The organism is Nonomuraea sp. NPDC003560 (assembly GCF_042878785.1).
GTDB lineage: Bacteria > Actinomycetota > Actinomycetes > Streptosporangiales > Streptosporangiaceae > Nonomuraea.
Map to the genome: position 1 here is coordinate 200257 of NZ_JBIAOF010000002.1, position 18671 is coordinate 218927.

An 18671-nucleotide genomic window follows, 5' to 3' on the forward strand; every position below is an offset into this window, starting at 1 on the left:
TCAGTGGGTGGGCAGGGCCGGCGCCGCCGGACCGGCGTCCTGACGCAGATCCGGCCGGGACGACACGGCGGCCGAGGACCGCAGGGTCAGGGAGAGCAACGGGGCGGCCATCGCCGTGGTGACCACGGCCATGACGACCATGGCGCTGAACAGCTCGGTGCTGAGCAGGCCCAGCCCGAGACCGACGTTGAGCACCACGAGCTCGGTCAGGCCCCGGGTGTTCATCAGCAGGCCCAGCACCAGTGAGCCGCTGGGGCTGAGCCCGCTGAGCCGGGCGGCCACGGTGACCCCGCCCAGCTTGCCCAGGCAGGCCGCCACCACGATGCCGACGGTGATCAGCAGCGTCATCCCGGTGATCGTCGTCAGGTCGACCGAGAGCCCGGTGACCACGAAGAAGACCGGCATCAGCAGCTGGCCGACGCGTTCGAGCGGGACCTGCACCGCCGCGCGCAGCGCGGGCGCCAGGGAGCGCGGCATCACCAGACCGAACATGAAGGCCCCGAAGATGGCGTGGATGCCGATCACCGAGGTCACGTAGGCCGACAGCAGGACCCCCGCGGCGGTGACCATGACCGGCCACGGCTGGGCCGCGCTCATCCGCTGGAACGCCCAGGCCAGCAGCGGCCGCACCACCCAGAACATGGCCACGACGTAGATCACCGACCAGGCCAGTACCGAGATGAGCGCCGCCGAGCCGCTGGTGGTGACCAGGGCGACGACCGCGGCCAGCACGCACCAGGCGAACACGTCGTCGGCGGCGGCCAGCGCGAGGGCGAGCACGCCTACCCGGCTGCTCTGCAGCCGGTACTCGGAGATGATCCTGGCCAGCACCGGGAAGGCCGTCACGGACATGGCCACGCTGAGGTAGAGCGTGAAGCCGAGCAGCCCCACCTGGCGGCCGTCCACGACGCCGTAGCGCGGGTACAGCAGCCAGGCCATCGCCACGCCGAGCAGCATCGGGGTCACGATCGACGACAGCCAGATCAGGCCCGTGCTGCGCCGGTGGCCGCGGATGGTGGCGGGGGTGAACTCCCAGCCGACGACGAACAGGAAGAGCAGGACCCCGATCTGCGCCACGACCGACAACTGCGGCCGCAGCTCGGCGGGGAAGAGGAGCCCGGTCAGGTCCCCGGGGAACAGCCCCAGCACACTGGGCCCCAGGATGACGCCCGCCAGGATCTCGCCGATCACCGCCGGCTGCCGCACTGATCGGACGACGACGACGACCATGGTCGCGACCAGCAGGATCACTCCGATGCCCGCGACAGTCGTCATGATCTGCCATTCGGCGTTTTCCTTCGGCACGGCTACTCCAGGGCGTTGGGGAGGTGAGGCCGTTCGGCGCCTCGGGGGCCACTGTCCGCAATCGCGCTTGAGATCCGGTCAAACGGCGCCGGCCCGTTCGAGGGAAGTTCCACCGCCGAGGGCTAGACGTGGACTTCCACGACACGCGGACTTCCACGAGACGAGAAGGGACGTGAGCCGATGGGACGGATCCTCGTCGCCACCACGCCGGGCGAAGGTCACGTGAACGGGATGGTGGAGGTGGCGCGCGCGCTCGTCCGCGCCGGCCACGAGGTGCGCTGGTACACGGGACGGGCCTTCCGTCCCAAGGTCGAGGCCGCCGGGGCCGTGTTCGTGCCCATGTCGCGCGGGCACGACTGGGGCGGCAGGACCAGGGAGGAGGCGTTCCCGCACCACGCGGGGCTGACCGGCGTGCGGAGCATGGTCGCGGCCTTCCGCGACATCTTCTTCCGCGCCGCCTACGGTCAGATGGTCGACATCCTGGAGATCCTGGACGAGTTCCCCGCCGACGTGATCGTCTCCGGTGAGACGATCTTCGGCGCCAACTTCGCCGCCGAGCGGCGCGGCATCCCGATCGCCTGGGTGGCCACCTCCATCTACATCTTCGGCAGCCGCGACACCGCTCCGCTCGGACTGGGCCTGCCCCCTGCCGCCTCGCCGGCCGGCCGGCTGCGCAACAGGGCGCTCAAGGTGCTCTCCCGCACGCTGCTGAAACCCCTGCGGGAGGTGCGCAGAGACGCCGACGTGACCCGCTCGCGGGCCGGGCTGAGACCGATCGGCGCCGGCCCGTTCGAGAACATCGTCCACCCACCCGACCTGTACCTGATGGGGACGGTGCCCTCCTTCGAGTACCCCCGCACCGACATGCTGCCGCAGACCCACTTCGTCGGGCCCTTCGTCGGCCCGCCGCCCCAGGGGTTCCAGCCGCCCGCCTGGTGGGACGAGCTGGACGGGCGCCGCCCGGTCGTCCACCTCACCCAGGGCACGGTGGCCAACGACGCCGGCCGGCTGCTGACGCCGGGCCTCAAGGCGCTGGCCGGCCTGGACGTGACGGTGGTGGCGACCACGGGTGTCCCCCCGGACACGCTCGACCTCGGCCCCCTGCCGGCCAACGTGCGGCTGGAGCGGTTCGTCCCGCACTTCGAACTGCTGCCCCGAGTGGACGTCATGATCACCAACGGCGGCTACGGCGGGGTCAACACGGCGCTGTCGCACGGGGTCCCGCTCGTGGTCGCGCCGGCCACCGAGGAGAAGCACGAGGTCGCGGCCCGCGTCGACTGGGCGGGCGTGGGCATCGGGCTCAGCCGCCGCAACCTGTCGGCCGACGCGCTGCGCCGCGCGGTCAGCACGGTGCTCGCCACGGACTCCTACCGCCGCCGCGCCCGCCAGTTGCAGGAGGAGTACCGCAGACACGACGGGCCGCGGCGCGCGGTCGCGCTGATCGAGAGCCTGGCCGGGCTGCCGCAGTCCCGGCCCGCCGCCGAAGGGAGCGTGCGCGGATGAGGAAGACGACGACCAAGCTGCCCGACGGCCGCGAGCTGATCTACTACGACACCCGCGACGACGTGGTCAGGGACCCGGTGGACCCGCGTCCGGCCACCGCCCCGGCCAGGACGACCGAGATCCGCTACGACGCGCTGCGCGAGGAGTGGGTCCTGATCGCCGCCCACAGGCAGGGACGCACCCACCACCCGCCGACCGAGGAATGCCCGCTGTGCCCGTCCCCGGAGGGCAACAGCGAGATCATGGCCGACGACTACGAGGTGGCCGTCTTCGAGAACCGCTTCCCGGCCCTGGCCGGCGACGGCGACGCAGAAAGCGCCCGCGAGCGCCTGCACGCGCTGCGCCGGCCCGGCCAGGCGTGGCGGGCGGCGCCCGGGGCGGGCCGCTGCGAGGTGGTGTGTTTCAGCGCCGACCACGACCGCTCCTTCGCGGACCTGCCCGCAGAACAGGTCGCGCTCGTCCTCGACGTGTGGACCGACCGCACCGCCGAGCTGTCGCACCTGCCCGGCGTCGAGCAGGTGTTCCTGTTCGAGGACCGCGGCAAAGAGACCGGCATGAGCCTGGTCCACCCGCACGGGCAGATCTACGCCTACCCGTTCGTCACCCCGCGGACCCGGCGGGTGCTGGCGGCGGTGGCCGGGCACCGGTCCGCGACCGGCCGGAACCTCTTCGACGACCTGGTGGCCGAGGAGTCGTCCGACGGCAGGCGCCTGGTCGTCGAGGCCGAGCACTGGACGGCGTTCGTGCCGTACGCCGCGCACTGGCCCTACGAGGTGCACCTGTACCCGCGCCGCCGGGTGCCTGATCTGACCGGGCTGGACGACGCCGCCCGGGCCGAGTTCCCCGGCGTCTACCTCGACCTGCTGCGCCGCTTCGACCGGCTGTTCGGCGCCGCCGGCCCGGCGCCCTACATCTCCTCCTGGATCCAGGCACCGATCTCCGACCGGGAGGAGTTCGCCCTGCACCTGGAGCTGTTCACGGTGCGCAGGACACCCGCCAAGCTCAAGCACCTGGCCGGCTCCGAGCTGCTCATGGACGTCTTCGTCAACGAGATCCCGCCGGAGTCGGCCGCGGCCAGGCTGCGCGAGCTGGGGTGACGGCGGGCCGCCCGCGGCGGCGGGCCGCGGGCGGCCCGCCGCCGTCCCGCCTCAGGCCGCCGCTGTCCGCCGGCCCTCGCCGCGCAGGATGACGTAGCCGAACTGGGGCAGCTCGGCATAGCGCTCGGTGAGCTCCACCATCAGGTCGAGGTTGCCGGCCCCGACGACGGGGCCGAGGCGGTCGCGGGCCGCCACCATGGCCTCGGCGTGCTGGCGCATGGAAGGCCGTACGTGCTCGCTCACGTCCGTCACCTCGACCAGTTCCAGCCCCGCCCCGGTGAACTCCGCGACGTACTCGTCGATCTCGGTCAGCGTCACCAGGTTGCAGGCGGCGGCGAACCGGTCCACCAGCTCGCGGTGCTCCTCGGGCACCGGGGCACGCAGCGCGAAGTCGGCGATGACGACCGAGCCGCCCGGCCGCACCACTCTGGCGATCTCGCGCAGCGCCCCGGCGCGGTCGGCCACGTGGTGGAGCACCTCCAAGGACAGGACGGCGTCGAAGCTGGAGTCGGGGAAGGGCAGGTCCATGGCGTCGGCCGTGCGGAAGGTGACCTGGGTGGGCATCGGGACGGCCCGCGCCGACGCGGCGGCGATCTCGATCTGCTGCTCGCTGATCGACACGCCCACGACGTCGACCTTTCGCTCCTGGGCCAGCCGGAGCGCGGGCTTGCCGATGCCGCAGCCGACGTCGAGTACGTGGTCGCCGGGGCTCGTCCGCAGCCGGTCGAGCACCTCGCCGGTGAGGCGGTCGGTCGCCTCGGCGATGGACGGCCGCGCCGCCGCCGTCTCCCAGTAGCCCATGTGCAGGTTGCCGTCCCACGCTTCGACGTAGGGGTCGGTGACGTCGTCGTAGAAGCGCGCGATCTCGTCGTGGCGTTGCCGGTTCATGGCTCCTCATTTCCAGGCGTCGTGGCAGGGGGCTGGGTGCACCGTGAACGTAGAGCGGCGGGCTTGAGCCGAGGTGGAGCGCGGGGCGGCGGTCAGCACCGGGCGCCGGCCCCGGGTTCGCGCACCCGGCCGTCGGCGCAGAAGTGCAGCAGGCGCGGGAACTCCGCGGTCAGCCAGCGGTCGCACGTGCTGGCGACCACGGCGCCGGGAAAGCCGCGGACGGCGTGCTGCACGGTCTCCGCGCCGGGGACGTCCAGGTCCCCGGTGGGGTCGGACAGCAGGAGCAGGTTCACCCCCTCGACCTCGGCCAGCAGGATGCGCAGCGCCCGGCGCTGGGCGGTGCGCAGCGTCTCGTAGGGCCGCATCCACTCCCTGGAGATGCCGTAGCGGGTCAGCAGGGCCATGGCCTCCTCGCGCCCGCACCGGCGCTGGTCCATCACGATGCCCGCCACGCTCCGGCCCTTCAGCCCGGGCCCGGGCCACCGGTGATCGAGGCGCATCGCCCGCGCCCGAGGGTGGACGTCGAGGATCCCCCGGTACGGCGCCGCGGCCTGCCCCGGGCCGGGCGGGTCGGCCAGGAGCGACAGGAAGACAGCCCGGCCCGCGTCGTCGGAGCCGAGCAGCGCGACCCGCTCGCCGAAGCGGACCCGCAGGTCGAAAGGGGCAGTCAGGCCGGCGAACCGCAGCCGGCGGCAGGTGAAGGCGTGCTCGCCGCCGAGCTCGGCGGCACCCGCGCCCGCCGGCCGGGGGCACCGGGAGCCGCTGTAGGTGGCGTAGCCGCCGCCGTGCGTGCCGAGGCGGCCCTGGTCCAGGAAGATGATCCGGTTGGCCGCGTTGGCCAGCAGCTGGCGGTCGCGGGAGACCAGCAGCACCGTCTTGGCGCTGCCGCGCAGCTGGTCCTCCAGCCGTTCCTTGCCGCTCACGTCGAGGTGGTCGTCGGGCTCGTCGAGCAGGAGCAGTTCGTGCGACCCGCGTAACAGCGTCTCCAGCGCCGCCTGTCTGCGCCCGGACGTCGCGCCGCGCTCCTGCGGCAGGTAGCCGATCGCCCCCTCGGTGGAGATCCGGCCGGCGGCGGGCCGCAGCTCTCGGGCGATCAGCCGCAGCAGCAGGGACTTGCCGGACCCGGCGGGACCGACCAGCCCGGCCGTGATCCCCGGGCCGAGCTGGAAGGAGACGCTGTCCAGAAGCGTGCGCCCGTCGGGCAGTACGTACGTGAGACCGGCCACGTCCAGACGGGCCACTAAGCGACCTCCTCCTCACGGCTCTCCGGCAGCGGCAGGGTGGCCCGGGACCGCAGCATGAAGCCGGCGATCACGGCGGTCGCCACGACGATCGCGGCCGCGATGGCGAGCGAGACGCTGAACCCGTGCATGATCGCGTCTGCGCGGGCCCGGGCGTCGCTCGTGCCGGACGTCGCCAGGTAACCGGCGGCCGCGGTGGTGGCGACGGTGTTGAGCAGCGCGATGCCGATCGCGCCGCCGAGCTGCTGCACCACGTTGACGGTGGCCGAGGCCACCCCGGCGTCGTCGGCGCCGACGCCCGCCGTGGCCATGCTGATCGACGGCGCGATCACGCAGCCGAGCCCGAGGCCGATGAGCAGCTCGGCGGGCAGCAGCAGCGTCAGGTAGACGGAGAACCCGCCGGGCCCCGCGCCGATGAGCAGCGCGATGCCGGCCGCCATCATGAGCAGGGCCGGGATGATGAGCGCCGGGGGGCTCAGCTTCGGTTCGAGCATCTTGGTGATCACCGTCGAGCCGACGCCGATGGCCAGCGACAGCGGCAGGAAGGCCAGGCCGGTCTGCAGCGGGCTGTAGCCCAGGATCTGCTGCAGGTAGTAGGTCAGGAAGAGGAAGAAGCCGAACATCGAGACCTGCGGCAGCCCGATCGCCAGGAAGGCGCCGGCCCGCGTCCTGTCGCGCAGCACGCGCAGCGGCAGGAGGGGATGCCTGCTTCTGGCCTCCCAGGCGATGAAGGCGACCAGCAGCAGGGGGCCGACGGCCAGCAACGCCAGCACGAGCGGGCTGGACCAGCCCTGGGTGGCCATCTCGGACAGCGAATAGACGATCGCCAGCATGCCCAGCATGCTCAGCGCCATCCCGGCCAGGTCCAGCGGCCTGCCGCGCACCGGTGTGGTGGCCGGGATGACGGCGGGCACCCGCACCAGCGCCAGCGCGGTGATCGGGACATTGATCAGCAGGCACCAGTTCCACGACAGGTACTGGGTGAGCAGCCCGCCGACCAGCAGCCCGATGGCCGCTCCCACCCCTGTGAGCGCCCCGAACACCCCGAACGCCGTGGTGCGCTCGCGGGCCTCGGTGAACGTCGTGGTGATGAGGGACAGCGCGGTGGGCGCCAGCAGGGCGGCGAAGGCGCCCTGCGCGGCCCGCCCGGCGAACAGCAGCGGCGCGTTGGGCGCCAGCCCGGCCAGCGCCGAGGCGGCGGCGAAGCCCAGCAGGCCCGCGACGAAGGCGAGCCGTTGCCCGAAGCGGTCGGCCAGCCGGCCGCCGATCAGCAGAAGACCGCCGAACGCCAGGGTGTAGGCGCTCACCACCCAGCCGCGCGTCGCGTCGGACATCTTCAGATCGTCCTGCATGGACGGGAGGGCGATGTTGACCACCGTGGAGTCCAGCACGACCATCAGCTGGGCCGTCCCGGCGAGGGCCAGGACCCACCACCGTGTCGCGCCGGCCGCCGTCGATCCCGTGCTCCTCGCACTCTTCACACGAGCTCCTTGAACATTGAGCTACCACTGGAACGTTGATCCGGTTGCGGACCAATGTACTGGTGCGGCCTTTTGGGAGCAAGTAACGCGGTGGGCCGGACGCACTTGCTGTGGAGGTCGGGCGCGGACGAGGAAATGCGGTATTCGCGGCAATCCCGACTTTCGGTCCCCGGTGCGTCGTGTTTTTGCGGTGACCGCAACATTTCCCGCTGACCTCAATATGTGCATGTAAGGGTTGACATCGGTGTATGACATTCCATATTCTCCGCAATAGATCACTAAACTTCGGCCCTGCACTGCCATACCTCGGCCCTTATGTGTCAGCAGCTCCGTGGCCTGGAGGAGGACGTCGGAATTAACATTGAGTCAGGGCTTGATAATTGTCTGTCAATCACGCGCTGCCGAAATTTCAAGTGATTTCTCTTGGGGGACAGATGCTCAGTGTGATGCTGGCAATGGATTCGCGCTTGATTCGCGGCGCCATCGCGGCCGTGCTGGAGCTCGAAGCCGACATCACCGTGGTGGGCGAGACTGATCGGTGGGAATGCGTGCAGCGCACCGCTCAGCGCTGCCGTCCGGACGTCGTCGTCATCGACGCCGACATGAGCGGCGGCTCGGCCCTCACCGCCGTCACCCAGCTGCGCAAGCACACCCCCGCCTGCCGGGCCCTGCTGGTCACAGCGCACAAATCGCCCGAGCTGCTGCGGCGGGCGATGAAGGTGAACGTCTCAGGAATCTTGCTGAAGGACTCCTCGACGGACGAGCTGGCCCGGGGGATCAAGGCGATAGCCGCCGGCGAGCAGGTCGTCGACCAGGAGCTGGTCATCGCGGTGCTGAACGCGGAGCCGAACCCCCTGACCAAGCGCGAGACGGACATCCTGCAGATGATCTCGACGGGCGCCGAGCCCGGCGAGGTGGCCAGGCGCCTCGGTCTGAGCATCGGCACCGTGCGCAACTACCTGGCCACCATCGTGACCAAGCTCGACGCGCGCAACCGGGTGGACGCGATCCGCATCGCCGAGGAGTCGGGCTGGCTGCTGCCCGCGGACGAGTCCGAGGCCCTGTTCGACGCCTGCTGACAGACGGGCGGGCCGGGGACACCGGCCAGGTGACCGCGGGTGCGGCGGCCGGGCGCGGCGGGTTCAGCGGGCCCGGCGGGCCCGGCCGAGCAGGGCCAGCGCGGCCAGCGACATGGCGTCGACGAAGCGTCCCGTGGCCACCATGTCGTCGAGGTCGCTCTCGCTCACCCAGAGCTGCCGCATGTCGGCCTCGGTGGCCTCACGCTGCGGCCGGCCCCGGGTCAGCCCCTCGGCCAGGAACACGTGACAGCCCTGGCTGGAATAGCCGTGCGCGGCGTGGACGCGCCCCAGGTGGGTGAAGGACGAAGCGGACAGGCCGGTCTCCTCGCGCAGCTCCATGGCGGCCAGGCGGACCGCCTCCGCCGGCAGCGACCGTCCGGGGCCGGGCTCGCCCGGGGCATGGGCAGGCCAGGACCCTTGCGGAAACTCCCAGCAGCGGTCGGCGACGGGGTAGCGGAACTGCTCCACGATGTGGAAACCGTCGTTCTCGGCGGGAATGATCAGGGCGAAGTCCTGTTTGTCGACCACGCCGTACAGGCCGACCGAGCCGTCCGGCAGCTCGACGTCGTCCTCCCGCACCGACATCCACGCGTTGCGGTACATCAGACGCGAACGGAGCATACGCACGACTACCTCCCGGCGTCACGGCGATCATCGGCCTCAACACTGTACGAGGCGCGTTCCCGGATCCGCCACGAGCCGCCCGCCCCCGCCGTCCCGCGGGCGTCAGAGGGCGACGTCCTCGCGCAGGTGCCCAAGCTCCCGCAGCTCGGCCAGAGCGGCGATCAGTTCGGTGTCGGTCAGGTCGTCCACGAAGCACGCCTGGCCGATGCCCACGGGAAGCGGGAGCCGCTGGCGGCCGTCCCGGTGCCGCGTGGTTTCCTGCAGGGCTCGGGTGATCAGCGCCGACGTGCACACGGGGTGCCAGGAGGGTAGCCGCAGCTCGCCCATCAGCCGGATGATGCGGTCCTGCTGTTCCCGGGTCAGCCAGCCCCGATGCCGCGCCAGCACCGTGCAGAACGCCATGTCCACGCAGACGGCCTCGCCGTGCAGCAGTTCGGGCAGCGCGCGCATCTCGATGGCAGGGGAGAAGGAGTGGCCGTAGTCCACGAGCCGGGTCAGGCGGTGCTCCCACAGGTTCGGCTGGAGCTCCGACAGCATGCCCTGGATAGCGCGCCGGATCACCTCCTTGGCGCCCCGCCCCTGGTCGAGACTGTCAGTGGCCTGCATGCGCTCGGAGATGAGCCGCGCGCCCTCGCTCTCCAGCAGCTCCATCAACCCGGCGTCCTTGATGAGAGCGATCTTGAGGATCTCGGCCAGGCCGTTGGCGATGTGGCGCTCGTCCAGGGTGCGCAGGAACTGCGTGTCGATCAGCGTGGTCACCGCCGGGTGGTAGGCGCCCAGCCGGTTCTTGTGCTGGCCGAGGTTGACCCCGGTCTTCGCGCCGATCCCCGCGTCGATCATGCCCACCAGCGTCGTCGGCACCCGGACGTGTGGCGTGGAGCGCCGGTAGAGGCTGCTGGCCAGCCCCGCCACGTCCGTCAGCACGCCGCCGCCGAAGGCGATGACCGGCTCCGCGCGCCGGACGATGCCGAACCCGTCCATGGCCGCGACCACCTTCATGACCAGGTCCATCGTCTTGACGCGCTCGTGCGCGTCGATGACCAGGACCTCGTAGTCCACCTTCTGCTCGGTGAAATACCGGGAGATCTCGTAACCGTACAGCTCGTACACGGTGCTCTCGACGACGAGAAGCCTGCGGCGCTCTCGTCCCGCCGGCTGTGCGGCGGCGGCGCCCGCGTCGGCCAGGGTGGGGTCTGCGGGGTCGAGGAGCCGCGGGTGCAGCCGCACCTCGTAGCTCACGGGCTGCCTGGTGTTCAGCCGCCACCATGGCCCACCCGGCCCTTCGGATGCGAACAACCCCTGCTCGGGAATCTGATCAGTCTGCGCCGATACCGGCATGACGCTCCCTCATCAGCCATCCGCCGAGTCGTCTGCCCGTGCGGATTCCTTGTCGGCGCCGGTCCCGACGAGCAAACCGGCCGTGTCGGATGCGAGTTTCGACGCCGCTGCTCAAGTTCAGCTCAACTCCGGGGCGGCGGGTGCGTCGGGCGGGGAGCCGGCGCGCGGGCCCGGTGGTTCGACCGGTACTCCAGCGGGCGGCCGTAGCGTCAGCCGGACCGATCAGCCGACGTAGGGGAGCCGGTCTTGTCGCAGTCGATCGCGGTCCTGGACGTGGGAGGCACGCACCTGCGCTGGGCCACGTGGAGCCGGCGGGGCGGGCTGGCCGCCGTCCGGCGGGTGGCCACACCCAGTCTGGCCAACGGAGCCGCCGAGCCGGTGGACGAGCTCCGAGCGCGCCTGGTCTCCGCCATGGCCCAGGCCGTGCCGGCGGACGGCGTGGCCGGCGTGGCCTTCGGCGCCGCCCTGGATCACCGCTCGGGAATCGTCTACGCCTCCGCCCCGCTGTGGGGCTCGTGCACCCGCCCCTTCGACCTGGCCGGCGCGCTGGCCCGGGCCAGGCCGGACGTCCGCTGGCACGTCGTCAACGACGTGACGGCGGCGCTGCTGCATCTGGCAGCCGGGCCGGTCGGCGCGAGCTGCCGCAAGCTGCTGCTCGTCACCGTCAGCACCGGGATCGCCGGCCGGACGCTCGACCGGCGCAGCGGCGAGATCCCGGTGGACGGCTGCGGCCTCCAGGGCGAGATCGGCCACCTGCCGGCCACCACCTCGATCGCCGGCCGCCCGGTCACGCTGGCCTGCGACTGCGGGCAACCGGACCACGTCTCCTCCTACTCCTCCGGGCCCGGTATCCGCCGGCTCGCCGCTGTCCTGCGGGAGCGGGACCCGGACGCCTGGCGCGGCAGCGCCCTCGACGGCCCGGGGCCGTTCGAGACGTTGCTGCCGGCCGCCCTCGACGCGGCTGACCCGGTGGCCGAAGAGCTGCTGCGGGCGGCGACGCGGCCCGTCGCGGACGTCGTCCGCTCCGCGCTGTGCCTCGACCCCGAGTTGGACGTCGTCGCGTTCACCGGTGGCGTCGTCCACGCGCTCGGCGCGCACTACCGCCGGGCGCTGCTGGCGCACCTGAACGCCCAGGGGATCTACCTCACCAGCGCGCTCGCCCCGGAGTCGATCGCGGAGCGGTTGCTCGTGTGCCGTGAGGGAGAGGCCGATCCACTGGTCGGCGCGGGCCTCGCCGCCGAGCGGACGGCCCGCTCATGACGGCCCCGGACGACGCGGCCCTCGGGCACGACACGAGCGGCGGGCACGGCACGGGCGGCCGGGACAGCGCGACCGCCGGCCACCGGGCGACCGGCCGTGACTTCCTGATCGGCCGGCATCGTGCGATCGTCCGCTCGGGACGCTCGCTCGCCGTCGGCCTCCGGGTCACGGCCGAACCGGGGCCGGGCGAACTGAGCGTGGCTGTGGAGGTGGCGGGGTTGTGCGGCACCGACATCCAGATGCTGCGCGGCCTGCGCGACGACGGCGCGTGCGTCATCGGGCACGAGGGGCTGGCCAGGGTCGTGCGGGCCGGTCCCGGCACGGACATCGAGCCGGGAACCCGGGTCCTGGTCAACCCGACCCATCCGCACGACCCGTCCTTCCTCCTCGGGCACAACGTGGACGGGCTCTTCCAGGAGCGGGTGCTCCTGCCGTCCGCGGCCGTGACGGGCGGGATGGTGCTCGCCGTGGGGGAGGACGAACTCCCCGAGCCGAAGCTCGCCGTCCTGGCCGAACCGCTGGCCGTCGTCCGCTACGCGCTGGAGACCCTGCGCCGCTTCACTCCAGGGACGCTGGTGGTCGTCGGGGACGGGACGGTCGGGCACCTGGCGGTCCGCGCCGCCCGCAGGTGGCTGGGCCCGGCGCGCGTCGTGCACGTGCATCACACGGCGGCCGGCCTGGCCTGGAGCAGGCAGGCCGCGAGCCCGGCCGACGCGCTGATCCTCGCCGACGACCTCGGCCGCCCCGGAACGCCCGGTGGGTGGGCCGGCGACGATGCCGGCACGCGGGCGGGCGGCCGTGCCCGTGCCGGGGCCGGCAGGCGGACCCGTGCCGGGACCGGGGACGTGGTCGCCGTCCTGCTCGCCACCCCCCGCGACGCCACGGTCCCCATGCTGGACCGGGTGCTCGCCATGGGCGCGGGCACGGCGGTGGTGGACCTGGTGGGCGGGGTGCCGCCGGAGGCCCGCACGCCGCTGCTGCCCGGGGTCGACATGGCCGCCGTCCGGGCGGCGAACTGCGGCGGGATCCCCGCCGTGCCCGTCGTGCACGAGACGGTCACCGGCGCCGGCCGCCGCGTCCTCCTGTTCGGGCACAGGGGCGTGGCCAACCGCCATCTCACCACGGCCGTCAGGGAACTGCGGGCCGTCCCCGGACGGTACCGCGAACTGCTGACCCACGAGAGCGACCTGGCCGGCGCCGTCCGGCACTTTCGGGCGCTCGCCGGATCCGCCGACCGCACGATCGACGGCGAACGCCTGATCAAGCTGGCCGTCCACGTCGGCGCCTCCGCACCCCAGGAAGGAAACGATCATGATAGCTGACCGTGCGGAACCGCTGCGCGGACGGCGGGCCCTCGTCGTCGGCGGATCCACCGGCATCGGCCGGGCGATCGCCCAGGCCTGGTCCGACGCCGGCGCGCAGGTGGTCGTCTGCAGCCGCACCGAGCCCCGCGACGCGGCGTGGGAGTGGTGCCAGGTGGACCTGGCCGACCCGGGGCAGGCCCGGGAACGCCTGAACAGGCTCGGCTCCGGCCGGCTCGACATGGTGTGCTTCTCGGCCGTCCACTACGGCGAGCGGCGGGCCAGGTTCTGCGACACCGCCGAGGCCGAGTGGCGCCACCAGCTCGAGGTGAACGTCACCGGGCTCTGGCTCACCCTGGCCGCCACCCTGCCCGCGCTCCGCGCCGCGGCGCCCGGCCTGATGGTGGGGGTCTCCTCGGAGGTCGCGTTCAACGCGGGGCCGGAACGCAGTGGCTACGCCGCAACGAAGGCGGCGGCCAAGGCGTTGCTTGATTCGCTGGCGCAGGAGGAGGACCCCGCCGAGGTGCGGATCGTGCAGGTGCTGCCCGCGGAGATGGTCGACACGCCCGGCATCCGCAGACGGCGCGCGCCCGGCTTCGACTACGGCTCCTACATGCGGCCGGCCGCCTTCGCCCGGCTCGCCGTGGCGCTGAGCACCGCGCCGGGACCCGAATATCACGGCGAGAGCCTGGTGGTGGGCGAGGACGGCACCTGGTGGCCGGCCCACGCCCGAACACCCCGCTCCCAGAGCCGCCCCACGCCCCAGCCCACCCCCCGAAGCGCCCCCACCCCCTCCCGGCCCACGCCGCCGAGCCGCCGGGGGCGGTCGTGAACGGGCAGGGGCCTGTCGTGGGCCTCGCGGAATGGCGGCTGCCCTGCTCGGGCGAGCAGGCGCTGCGGCTGGCGGCGTGGGTCGGCGCCGAGGGGGTGCAGCTGGAGTTCGGCGGTCCCGGCCGGGGCGGGTGGGCCGACGCGCCGGGACGGGTCGGCGCGCTGCTGGAGACGTCGTCGGCGACCGGCGTCGCCCTCCTGGCCGTGGCCGGCAACGTGCTCAACGACCTGGGCCTGGCCGCATCGCCCGGCGGCCGGACTGAGTCACGGGTGCGGCGCGTGCTGGTCCGCCTGCTCGACACCGCGCGGGAGCTGCACGTCCCGCTGGTCCTGGTGCCGAGCTTCCGCCGCAGCGCCATCGACGGACCGAGGGCGTTCGCGCGCACGGCGCGCTTGCTGGCCTGGGCCGCTGCCGAGGCGGGCGCCCGCGGCCTGCTGCTGGCCAGCGAGAACGTGCTGGCCGACGAGGACGCCCGGGCACTGGTGGAGAAGGTCGCCTCCCAGGCCTTCCGCCTCGCCCTGGACACCTACAACCCGGTCACCGTCGGCCTCGACGCGGCACGGCTGGTCAAGGCGCTGGGCCCGGCACTCGCCGACCAGGTGCACCTCAAGGACGGCCCGCCGGCCGTGGGTGACATGCCCGCCCTCGGCATGGGGACGGCGCGGCTGGAGGAGACGCTCGCCGCGCTGGGCGCGCAGCGGCACCCCGTCCGGGCGCTCGTCCTTGAGAACGACTACCGCGACGGCCGCGCCGGCCGGATCGCCGCGGACCTCGCCTGGGCGCGCGCCGCGGCCGCCCGCCACCGGCTGGCGACAGCGGATCAGACCCGCGGAACGGGCCCGTGAGAGATTAATTCCGCACCCGGTAAAATGACCGGACCGGCGAATGAGGATATCACTGGCCAGGCCCTTGTCCATCTGTCAGGATGAGTTGTAAGAGATGAACCGGACAAGGGGGCATTCTCGCCTTGGAAATCAAGATTCTTGGACCGCTTATTGCCCGTAAAAACAATGTGAATATCGTGCCGACTGCTGGAAAACCGAGACAGATATTCGCGGTGCTGGCGCTGAACGCGAACAATATCGTGCCCGTTCGCGTGCTCATCGAGGAGGTGTGGGGCGAACGCCCGCCGCGCAGTGCCGGCACCACCTTGCAGACCTACGTCCTGCAACTGCGCAAACGGCTGGCCGTCGCGCTGGGCCGGAACGCGTCCCGCAGTCCGAAGGATCTGCTCGTCACCGCCAACGGCGGTTATCTCCTCTCGGTGCCGGCCGGATCGCGCGACATCGAGGACTTCGACCGCCTGACCGGGCGGGCCAGGCGCGCCGGCGATCCGGCCGAGGCTTTCCGGCTGTTCAACCAGGCGCTGGCGCTGTGGCGCGGATCGACCCTGGTGGACGTCCCGATCGGCCACACGCTCGAACGCGAGGTGGTCCGCCTGGAGGAGACCAGGACCAAGACGCTGCACGAACGCAACGAGATCGGGCTGCAGCTAGGGCTGCACGCCGAACTGCTCGGCGAGCTGGCCGCGCTGAGCCGGAGCAACCCGATGGACGAGACCATCCAGGGACACTTCATCGTGGCCCTGTACCGGATGGGGCGCACGCTCGACGCGCTGGAGACCTACCAGCGCCTGCGCCGGACCATGGTCGAGGAACTGGGCCTGGAACCGTCGGACCGGCTGCGCGAGTTGCAGCGGGCCGTGCTCGCCTCCTCCCCGGAGCTGGACGTCCCGGCGGCCAGGCGGCGGCGGTTGGGGGCGGCCTCGCACCAGGAGTGCCCGATGTGCGGCGGCAACTTCATCCGCGGCTGGCGGGCCCGTCAGGAGTTGATGGTCCCGCGCGTGTCGTGAGCGCCGGGCGGCTTCACGCGCCGGCGCCGGCGACCTTCGCGATGCCGTCGAGCAGCCAGGTGAGGCCGAAGCCGAAGCCGGTGTCCCAGTCGTCACCGGCGACCAGGGGGCCGTGAGTGGCGAGAATCGGGTAGCTGTCCTGGTTGGCACGCAGGTGCTCGCCGGCGGCCTGCCGCACGCCCGGCTCGGCGTTGGTGGACCAGGTGGCCTGCATCAGCGCCGATCCGATGATGTAGTTGGACAGGCTGTAGGCGGCGCCGGTGAGGTGGGGTTCGGTGACACCGGCCTTGACCAGGGTGGAGTACAGGAACTCGCTGCGGGTGAGCACGTTCGGTCCGAGCATGGGGCGGCCCAGCAGCACCGCCGACCAGGGGTGCTTGAGCAGCACCGCACGCCACCGGTTGGCAAGCGTGATGACGGCGCCGCGCCAGTCGCCGTTGTCCCGTGCGGGGATCTCGATCTCCCCGAAGATCATGTCGAGCGTCAGGTCCAGCACGTCGTCCTTGGTCTTGACGTGCCAGTACAGGGTGGTGGAGCCGGTGCCGAGCCGCTGGGCGAGCCGGCGCATGGTCAGCCGGTCGACGCCCTCCTCGTCGAGCAGGGCCAGCGCCTCGGCGATGATCCGCTCGCGGGTGAGCGGCGGCCCTTCGCGCCCCGGTCGAGTGGCCGGCCGCAGCCATACGCCCCCAGCGCCTCCTGTCGTCGGTCCCGCCTTGCTCATATCCACGGACGGAAGTCTAATATGACGACAGGACTCCAGATCGCTGATCCTGTACTAGACCATCGGTCCAGAGAGTGACGAGCGCAAGAAGGGCCAGCTGTGGCGGGACATGTAGAGGTGGACCGGCTGACGTACGTGCTGCCGGACGGGCGGCTGCTCCTGCACGAGGTGTCGTTCCGCGTCGGCGACGGAGCGAAGGCCGGGCTGGTCGGGCCGAACGGCGCGGGCAAGACCACCCTGTTGCGGCTGATCGCCGGCGACGTGCAGCCGGACGACGGCCGCGTCGTCTCCTCCGGCGGGCTGGGCGTGATGCGGCAGTTCATCGGCAGCATCCGTGACGACCGCAGCGTGCACGACCTGCTGCTGTCGGTGGCCCCCGACCGCGTCCGCGCCGCCGCCTCGGCCCTGGTCCGGGCCGAGGCGGCGATGGCGGCCCGCGACGACGAGGCGGCTCAGCTCGCCTACGCCCAGGCCGCCGCCGACTATGCCGACGTCGGCGGCTACGACATGGAGGTGGTCTGGGACGTCTGCGCCACCGAGGCCATGGGCCTGTCCTACGACGAGGTCAAGGACCGTCCGGTCACCACACTGTCGGGCGGGGAGCAGAAGCGCATCGTCCTGGAGGCGCTGCTGCGCGGCCCGGACGAGGTCCTGCTGCTGGACGAGCCGGACAACTACCTCGACGTGGCCGGCAAGCTGTGGCTGGAGAGCCGGTTGCAGGCCACGCCCAAGACCGTGCTGCTGGTCTCGCACGACCGCCAGCTCCTGGCCAACGCCGCCGACCGGATCGTCACCGTGGAGGACCGAGGGGTCTGGACGCACGGCGGCAGCTTCGCCGGCTACGCCAAGGCGCGCGAGGAACGCATCAGCCGTCTGGAGGAGCGGCGCCGCCGCTGGAACGAGGAGCACGCCAGGCTCAAGCAGATGGTCAACACCCTGCAGCAGACCGCAGCCAACAACGACGCGCTGGCCTCCTCCTACCGCGCCGCGCGTACCAGGCTGAGCCGCTTCGAGGAGGCCGGCCCGCCCGAGCGCCCGCCCAGGCCGCAGAACGTGCGGATGCGCCTGCGCGGCGGCCGCACCGGCAAGCGCGCGGTCATCTGCGATGGCCTGGAACTCACCGGCCTGACGCGGCCCTTCAGCACCGAGATCTGGTACGGCGAGCGCGTCGGCGTGCTCGGCTCCAACGGCACCGGCAAGTCACACTTCCTGCAACTGCTGGAGCAGGCCGCCGACGGCGCGGTGCCGAAGGTGCGGCACAGCGGCTCGGCCCGGCTGGGCGCCAGGGTCGTGCCGGGCCGGTTCGTGCAGACGCACACCGACCCTGCCCTGCACGGCCGGACCCCGGTCGAGCTGGTGATGTCCGAGCACCCGATCATCCTCAACGACGCGATGGCCGCTCTCGCCCGCTACGAGCTGGCCCCGGCCGCCAACCAGCGGTTCGAGACCCTTTCGGGCGGCCAGCAGGCCCGTCTGCAGATCCTGCTGCTCGAACTGTCCGGCGCGACCCTGCTGCTGCTCGACGAGCCCACCGACAACCTCGACCTGGCCAGCGCCGAGGCGCTGCAGCAAGGGCTGAACGGGTTCTCCGGCACGGTCCTGGCCGTCACGCACGACCGCTGGTTCGCCGCAGACTTCGACCGGTTCCTCATCTTCGGCGGCGACGGGAGCATCTACGAGAGCGACGAACCGGTCTGGACCGAGAGCCGGGCCGCCGGGAAGCGGGCCATCGGCTCGTGAGCCGCCCGCCCTCCAGGGAGAACATCGGGCGCGCTCGCCCATGCGGATCCGGCGCCGTCCCCGCTCGCCGCTCCCGGCCCGCGCTGAGAAGCGCCAGGTCTGGCAGATGCTGCGCCGGAGCGGCGGCTGGGAACGTGGAGCATCGCCCATGGCCGGCGGCCTGACCTTCGACCCCGAAGTGCCGGACTCCCGGCCTTCACCCCCGCCGAGGATCAGAACGCTGACCTGCTGCGCCAGGACGTGCGCCTGCCCGCCGACGAAACGGCCCTCTACCCCCAGCGCTGCACCGACCCGGCCGAACGCCGCCGTCTGCTGCACGGCGTCAACGGGATACGGCTGGTGCCGCTGCCGAGCCTTCCCTGGCCGCACGGCCTGTTCAGATGCGCCCACGCACCCGCCGTCGAACGCC

16 protein-coding genes are annotated in these 18671 nt (G+C 72.3%); 9 read left to right on the forward strand and 7 right to left on the reverse strand.

Annotated features, from left to right (window positions below; genetic code table 11):
* Positions 1 to 1305: a cation:proton antiporter gene (locus tag ACFYUV_RS06405; protein WP_387665632.1), complete on the reverse strand. Its 1305-nt coding sequence runs from the start codon at positions 1303 to 1305 to the stop codon at positions 1 to 3.
* 180 nt (positions 1306 to 1485) lie between these two features.
* Between ACFYUV_RS06405 and ACFYUV_RS06410 the strand changes: the two genes are divergently transcribed.
* Together ACFYUV_RS06410 and galT are read left to right on the forward strand one after the other, a co-directional pair.
* Positions 1486 to 2808: a glycosyltransferase gene (locus tag ACFYUV_RS06410; RefSeq protein ID WP_387665635.1), complete on the forward strand. Its 1323-nt coding sequence runs from the start codon at positions 1486 to 1488 to the stop codon at positions 2806 to 2808.
* Positions 2805 to 3905, forward strand: a complete 1101-nt coding sequence (gene galT, locus ACFYUV_RS06415; RefSeq protein WP_387665637.1) for a galactose-1-phosphate uridylyltransferase — start codon at positions 2805 to 2807, stop codon at positions 3903 to 3905. Before ACFYUV_RS06410 ends, galT begins: the two co-directional genes overlap by 4 nt.
* Positions 3906 to 3956: 51 nt before the next feature.
* On the opposite strand, the gene ACFYUV_RS06420 is transcribed toward galT, so the two are convergent.
* The 3 genes from ACFYUV_RS06420 to ACFYUV_RS06430 all read right to left on the reverse strand — a co-directional run bounded on the left by ACFYUV_RS06420 (position 3957) and on the right by ACFYUV_RS06430 (position 7515).
* Positions 3957 to 4793, reverse strand: a complete 837-nt coding sequence (locus ACFYUV_RS06420) for a methyltransferase domain-containing protein (protein ID WP_387665639.1) — start codon at positions 4791 to 4793, stop codon at positions 3957 to 3959.
* A gap of 92 nt (positions 4794 to 4885) precedes the next feature.
* On the reverse strand, positions 4886 to 6034 hold the full coding sequence (locus ACFYUV_RS06425) for an ATP-binding cassette domain-containing protein (protein ID WP_387665641.1): 1149 nt from the start codon (positions 6032 to 6034) through the stop codon (positions 4886 to 4888).
* Positions 6034 to 7515 carry a DHA2 family efflux MFS transporter permease subunit gene (locus tag ACFYUV_RS06430; protein WP_387665643.1) on the reverse strand — a complete coding sequence of 494 codons (1482 nt, stop codon included), beginning with the start codon at positions 7513 to 7515 and terminating at the stop codon, positions 6034 to 6036. The genes ACFYUV_RS06425 and ACFYUV_RS06430 overlap by 1 nt, the downstream gene beginning before the upstream one ends.
* Positions 7516 to 7970: 455 nt before the next feature.
* On the opposite strand from ACFYUV_RS06430, the gene ACFYUV_RS06435 reads away from it, so the two are divergent.
* The gene (locus ACFYUV_RS06435; protein WP_387665646.1) at positions 7971 to 8594 is read left to right on the forward strand and encodes a DNA-binding response regulator; all 624 of its coding nucleotides are present in this window, start codon (positions 7971 to 7973) and stop codon (positions 8592 to 8594) included.
* Positions 8595 to 8657: 63 nt separating this feature from the next.
* Here ACFYUV_RS06435 and ACFYUV_RS06440 read toward each other — a convergent pair whose 3' ends face one another.
* Together ACFYUV_RS06440 and ACFYUV_RS06445 are read right to left on the reverse strand one after the other, a co-directional pair.
* The gene (locus ACFYUV_RS06440) at positions 8658 to 9215 is read right to left on the reverse strand and encodes an NUDIX domain-containing protein (protein ID WP_387665648.1); all 558 of its coding nucleotides are present in this window, start codon (positions 9213 to 9215) and stop codon (positions 8658 to 8660) included.
* 105 nt (positions 9216 to 9320) lie between these two features.
* On the reverse strand, positions 9321 to 10457 hold the full coding sequence (locus ACFYUV_RS06445; protein ID WP_387665651.1) for a sedoheptulose 7-phosphate cyclase: 1137 nt from the start codon (positions 10455 to 10457) through the stop codon (positions 9321 to 9323).
* A 345-nt stretch (positions 10458 to 10802) separates the two neighbouring features.
* Between ACFYUV_RS06445 and ACFYUV_RS06450 the strand changes: the two genes are divergently transcribed.
* The 5 genes from ACFYUV_RS06450 (at position 10803) to ACFYUV_RS06470 (ending at position 15801) form a co-directional block, all read left to right on the forward strand.
* Positions 10803 to 11816 carry an ROK family protein gene (locus tag ACFYUV_RS06450; RefSeq protein WP_387665653.1) on the forward strand — a complete coding sequence of 338 codons (1014 nt, stop codon included), beginning with the start codon at positions 10803 to 10805 and terminating at the stop codon, positions 11814 to 11816.
* Positions 11813 to 13138 (forward strand): alcohol dehydrogenase catalytic domain-containing protein, encoded by a 1326-nt coding sequence (locus ACFYUV_RS06455; RefSeq protein ID WP_387665656.1) that lies wholly within the window; start codon positions 11813 to 11815, stop codon positions 13136 to 13138. The genes ACFYUV_RS06450 and ACFYUV_RS06455 overlap by 4 nt, the downstream gene beginning before the upstream one ends.
* The gene (locus tag ACFYUV_RS06460; RefSeq protein ID WP_387665659.1) at positions 13128 to 13949 is read left to right on the forward strand and encodes an SDR family NAD(P)-dependent oxidoreductase; all 822 of its coding nucleotides are present in this window, start codon (positions 13128 to 13130) and stop codon (positions 13947 to 13949) included. Before ACFYUV_RS06455 ends, ACFYUV_RS06460 begins: the two co-directional genes overlap by 11 nt.
* A 17-nt stretch (positions 13950 to 13966) precedes the next feature.
* Positions 13967 to 14794 carry a TIM barrel protein gene (locus tag ACFYUV_RS06465; protein ID WP_387665661.1) on the forward strand — a complete coding sequence of 276 codons (828 nt, stop codon included), beginning with the start codon at positions 13967 to 13969 and terminating at the stop codon, positions 14792 to 14794.
* A gap of 176 nt (positions 14795 to 14970) precedes the next feature.
* On the forward strand, positions 14971 to 15801 hold the full coding sequence (locus ACFYUV_RS06470; protein ID WP_387665664.1) for a BTAD domain-containing putative transcriptional regulator: 831 nt from the start codon (positions 14971 to 14973) through the stop codon (positions 15799 to 15801).
* Positions 15802 to 15814: 13 nt separating this feature from the next.
* Here ACFYUV_RS06470 and ACFYUV_RS06475 read toward each other — a convergent pair whose 3' ends face one another.
* Entirely contained in the window at positions 15815 to 16522 is a 708-nt protein-coding gene (locus ACFYUV_RS06475) for a TetR/AcrR family transcriptional regulator (RefSeq protein ID WP_387667447.1), read from the reverse strand.
* 99 nt (positions 16523 to 16621) lie between these two features.
* On the opposite strand from ACFYUV_RS06475, the gene ACFYUV_RS06480 reads away from it, so the two are divergent.
* Positions 16622 to 18262 carry an ATP-binding cassette domain-containing protein gene (locus ACFYUV_RS06480; RefSeq protein WP_387665667.1) on the forward strand — a complete coding sequence of 547 codons (1641 nt, stop codon included), beginning with the start codon at positions 16622 to 16624 and terminating at the stop codon, positions 18260 to 18262.
* The last annotated feature ends 409 nt before the right edge of the window (positions 18263 to 18671 follow it).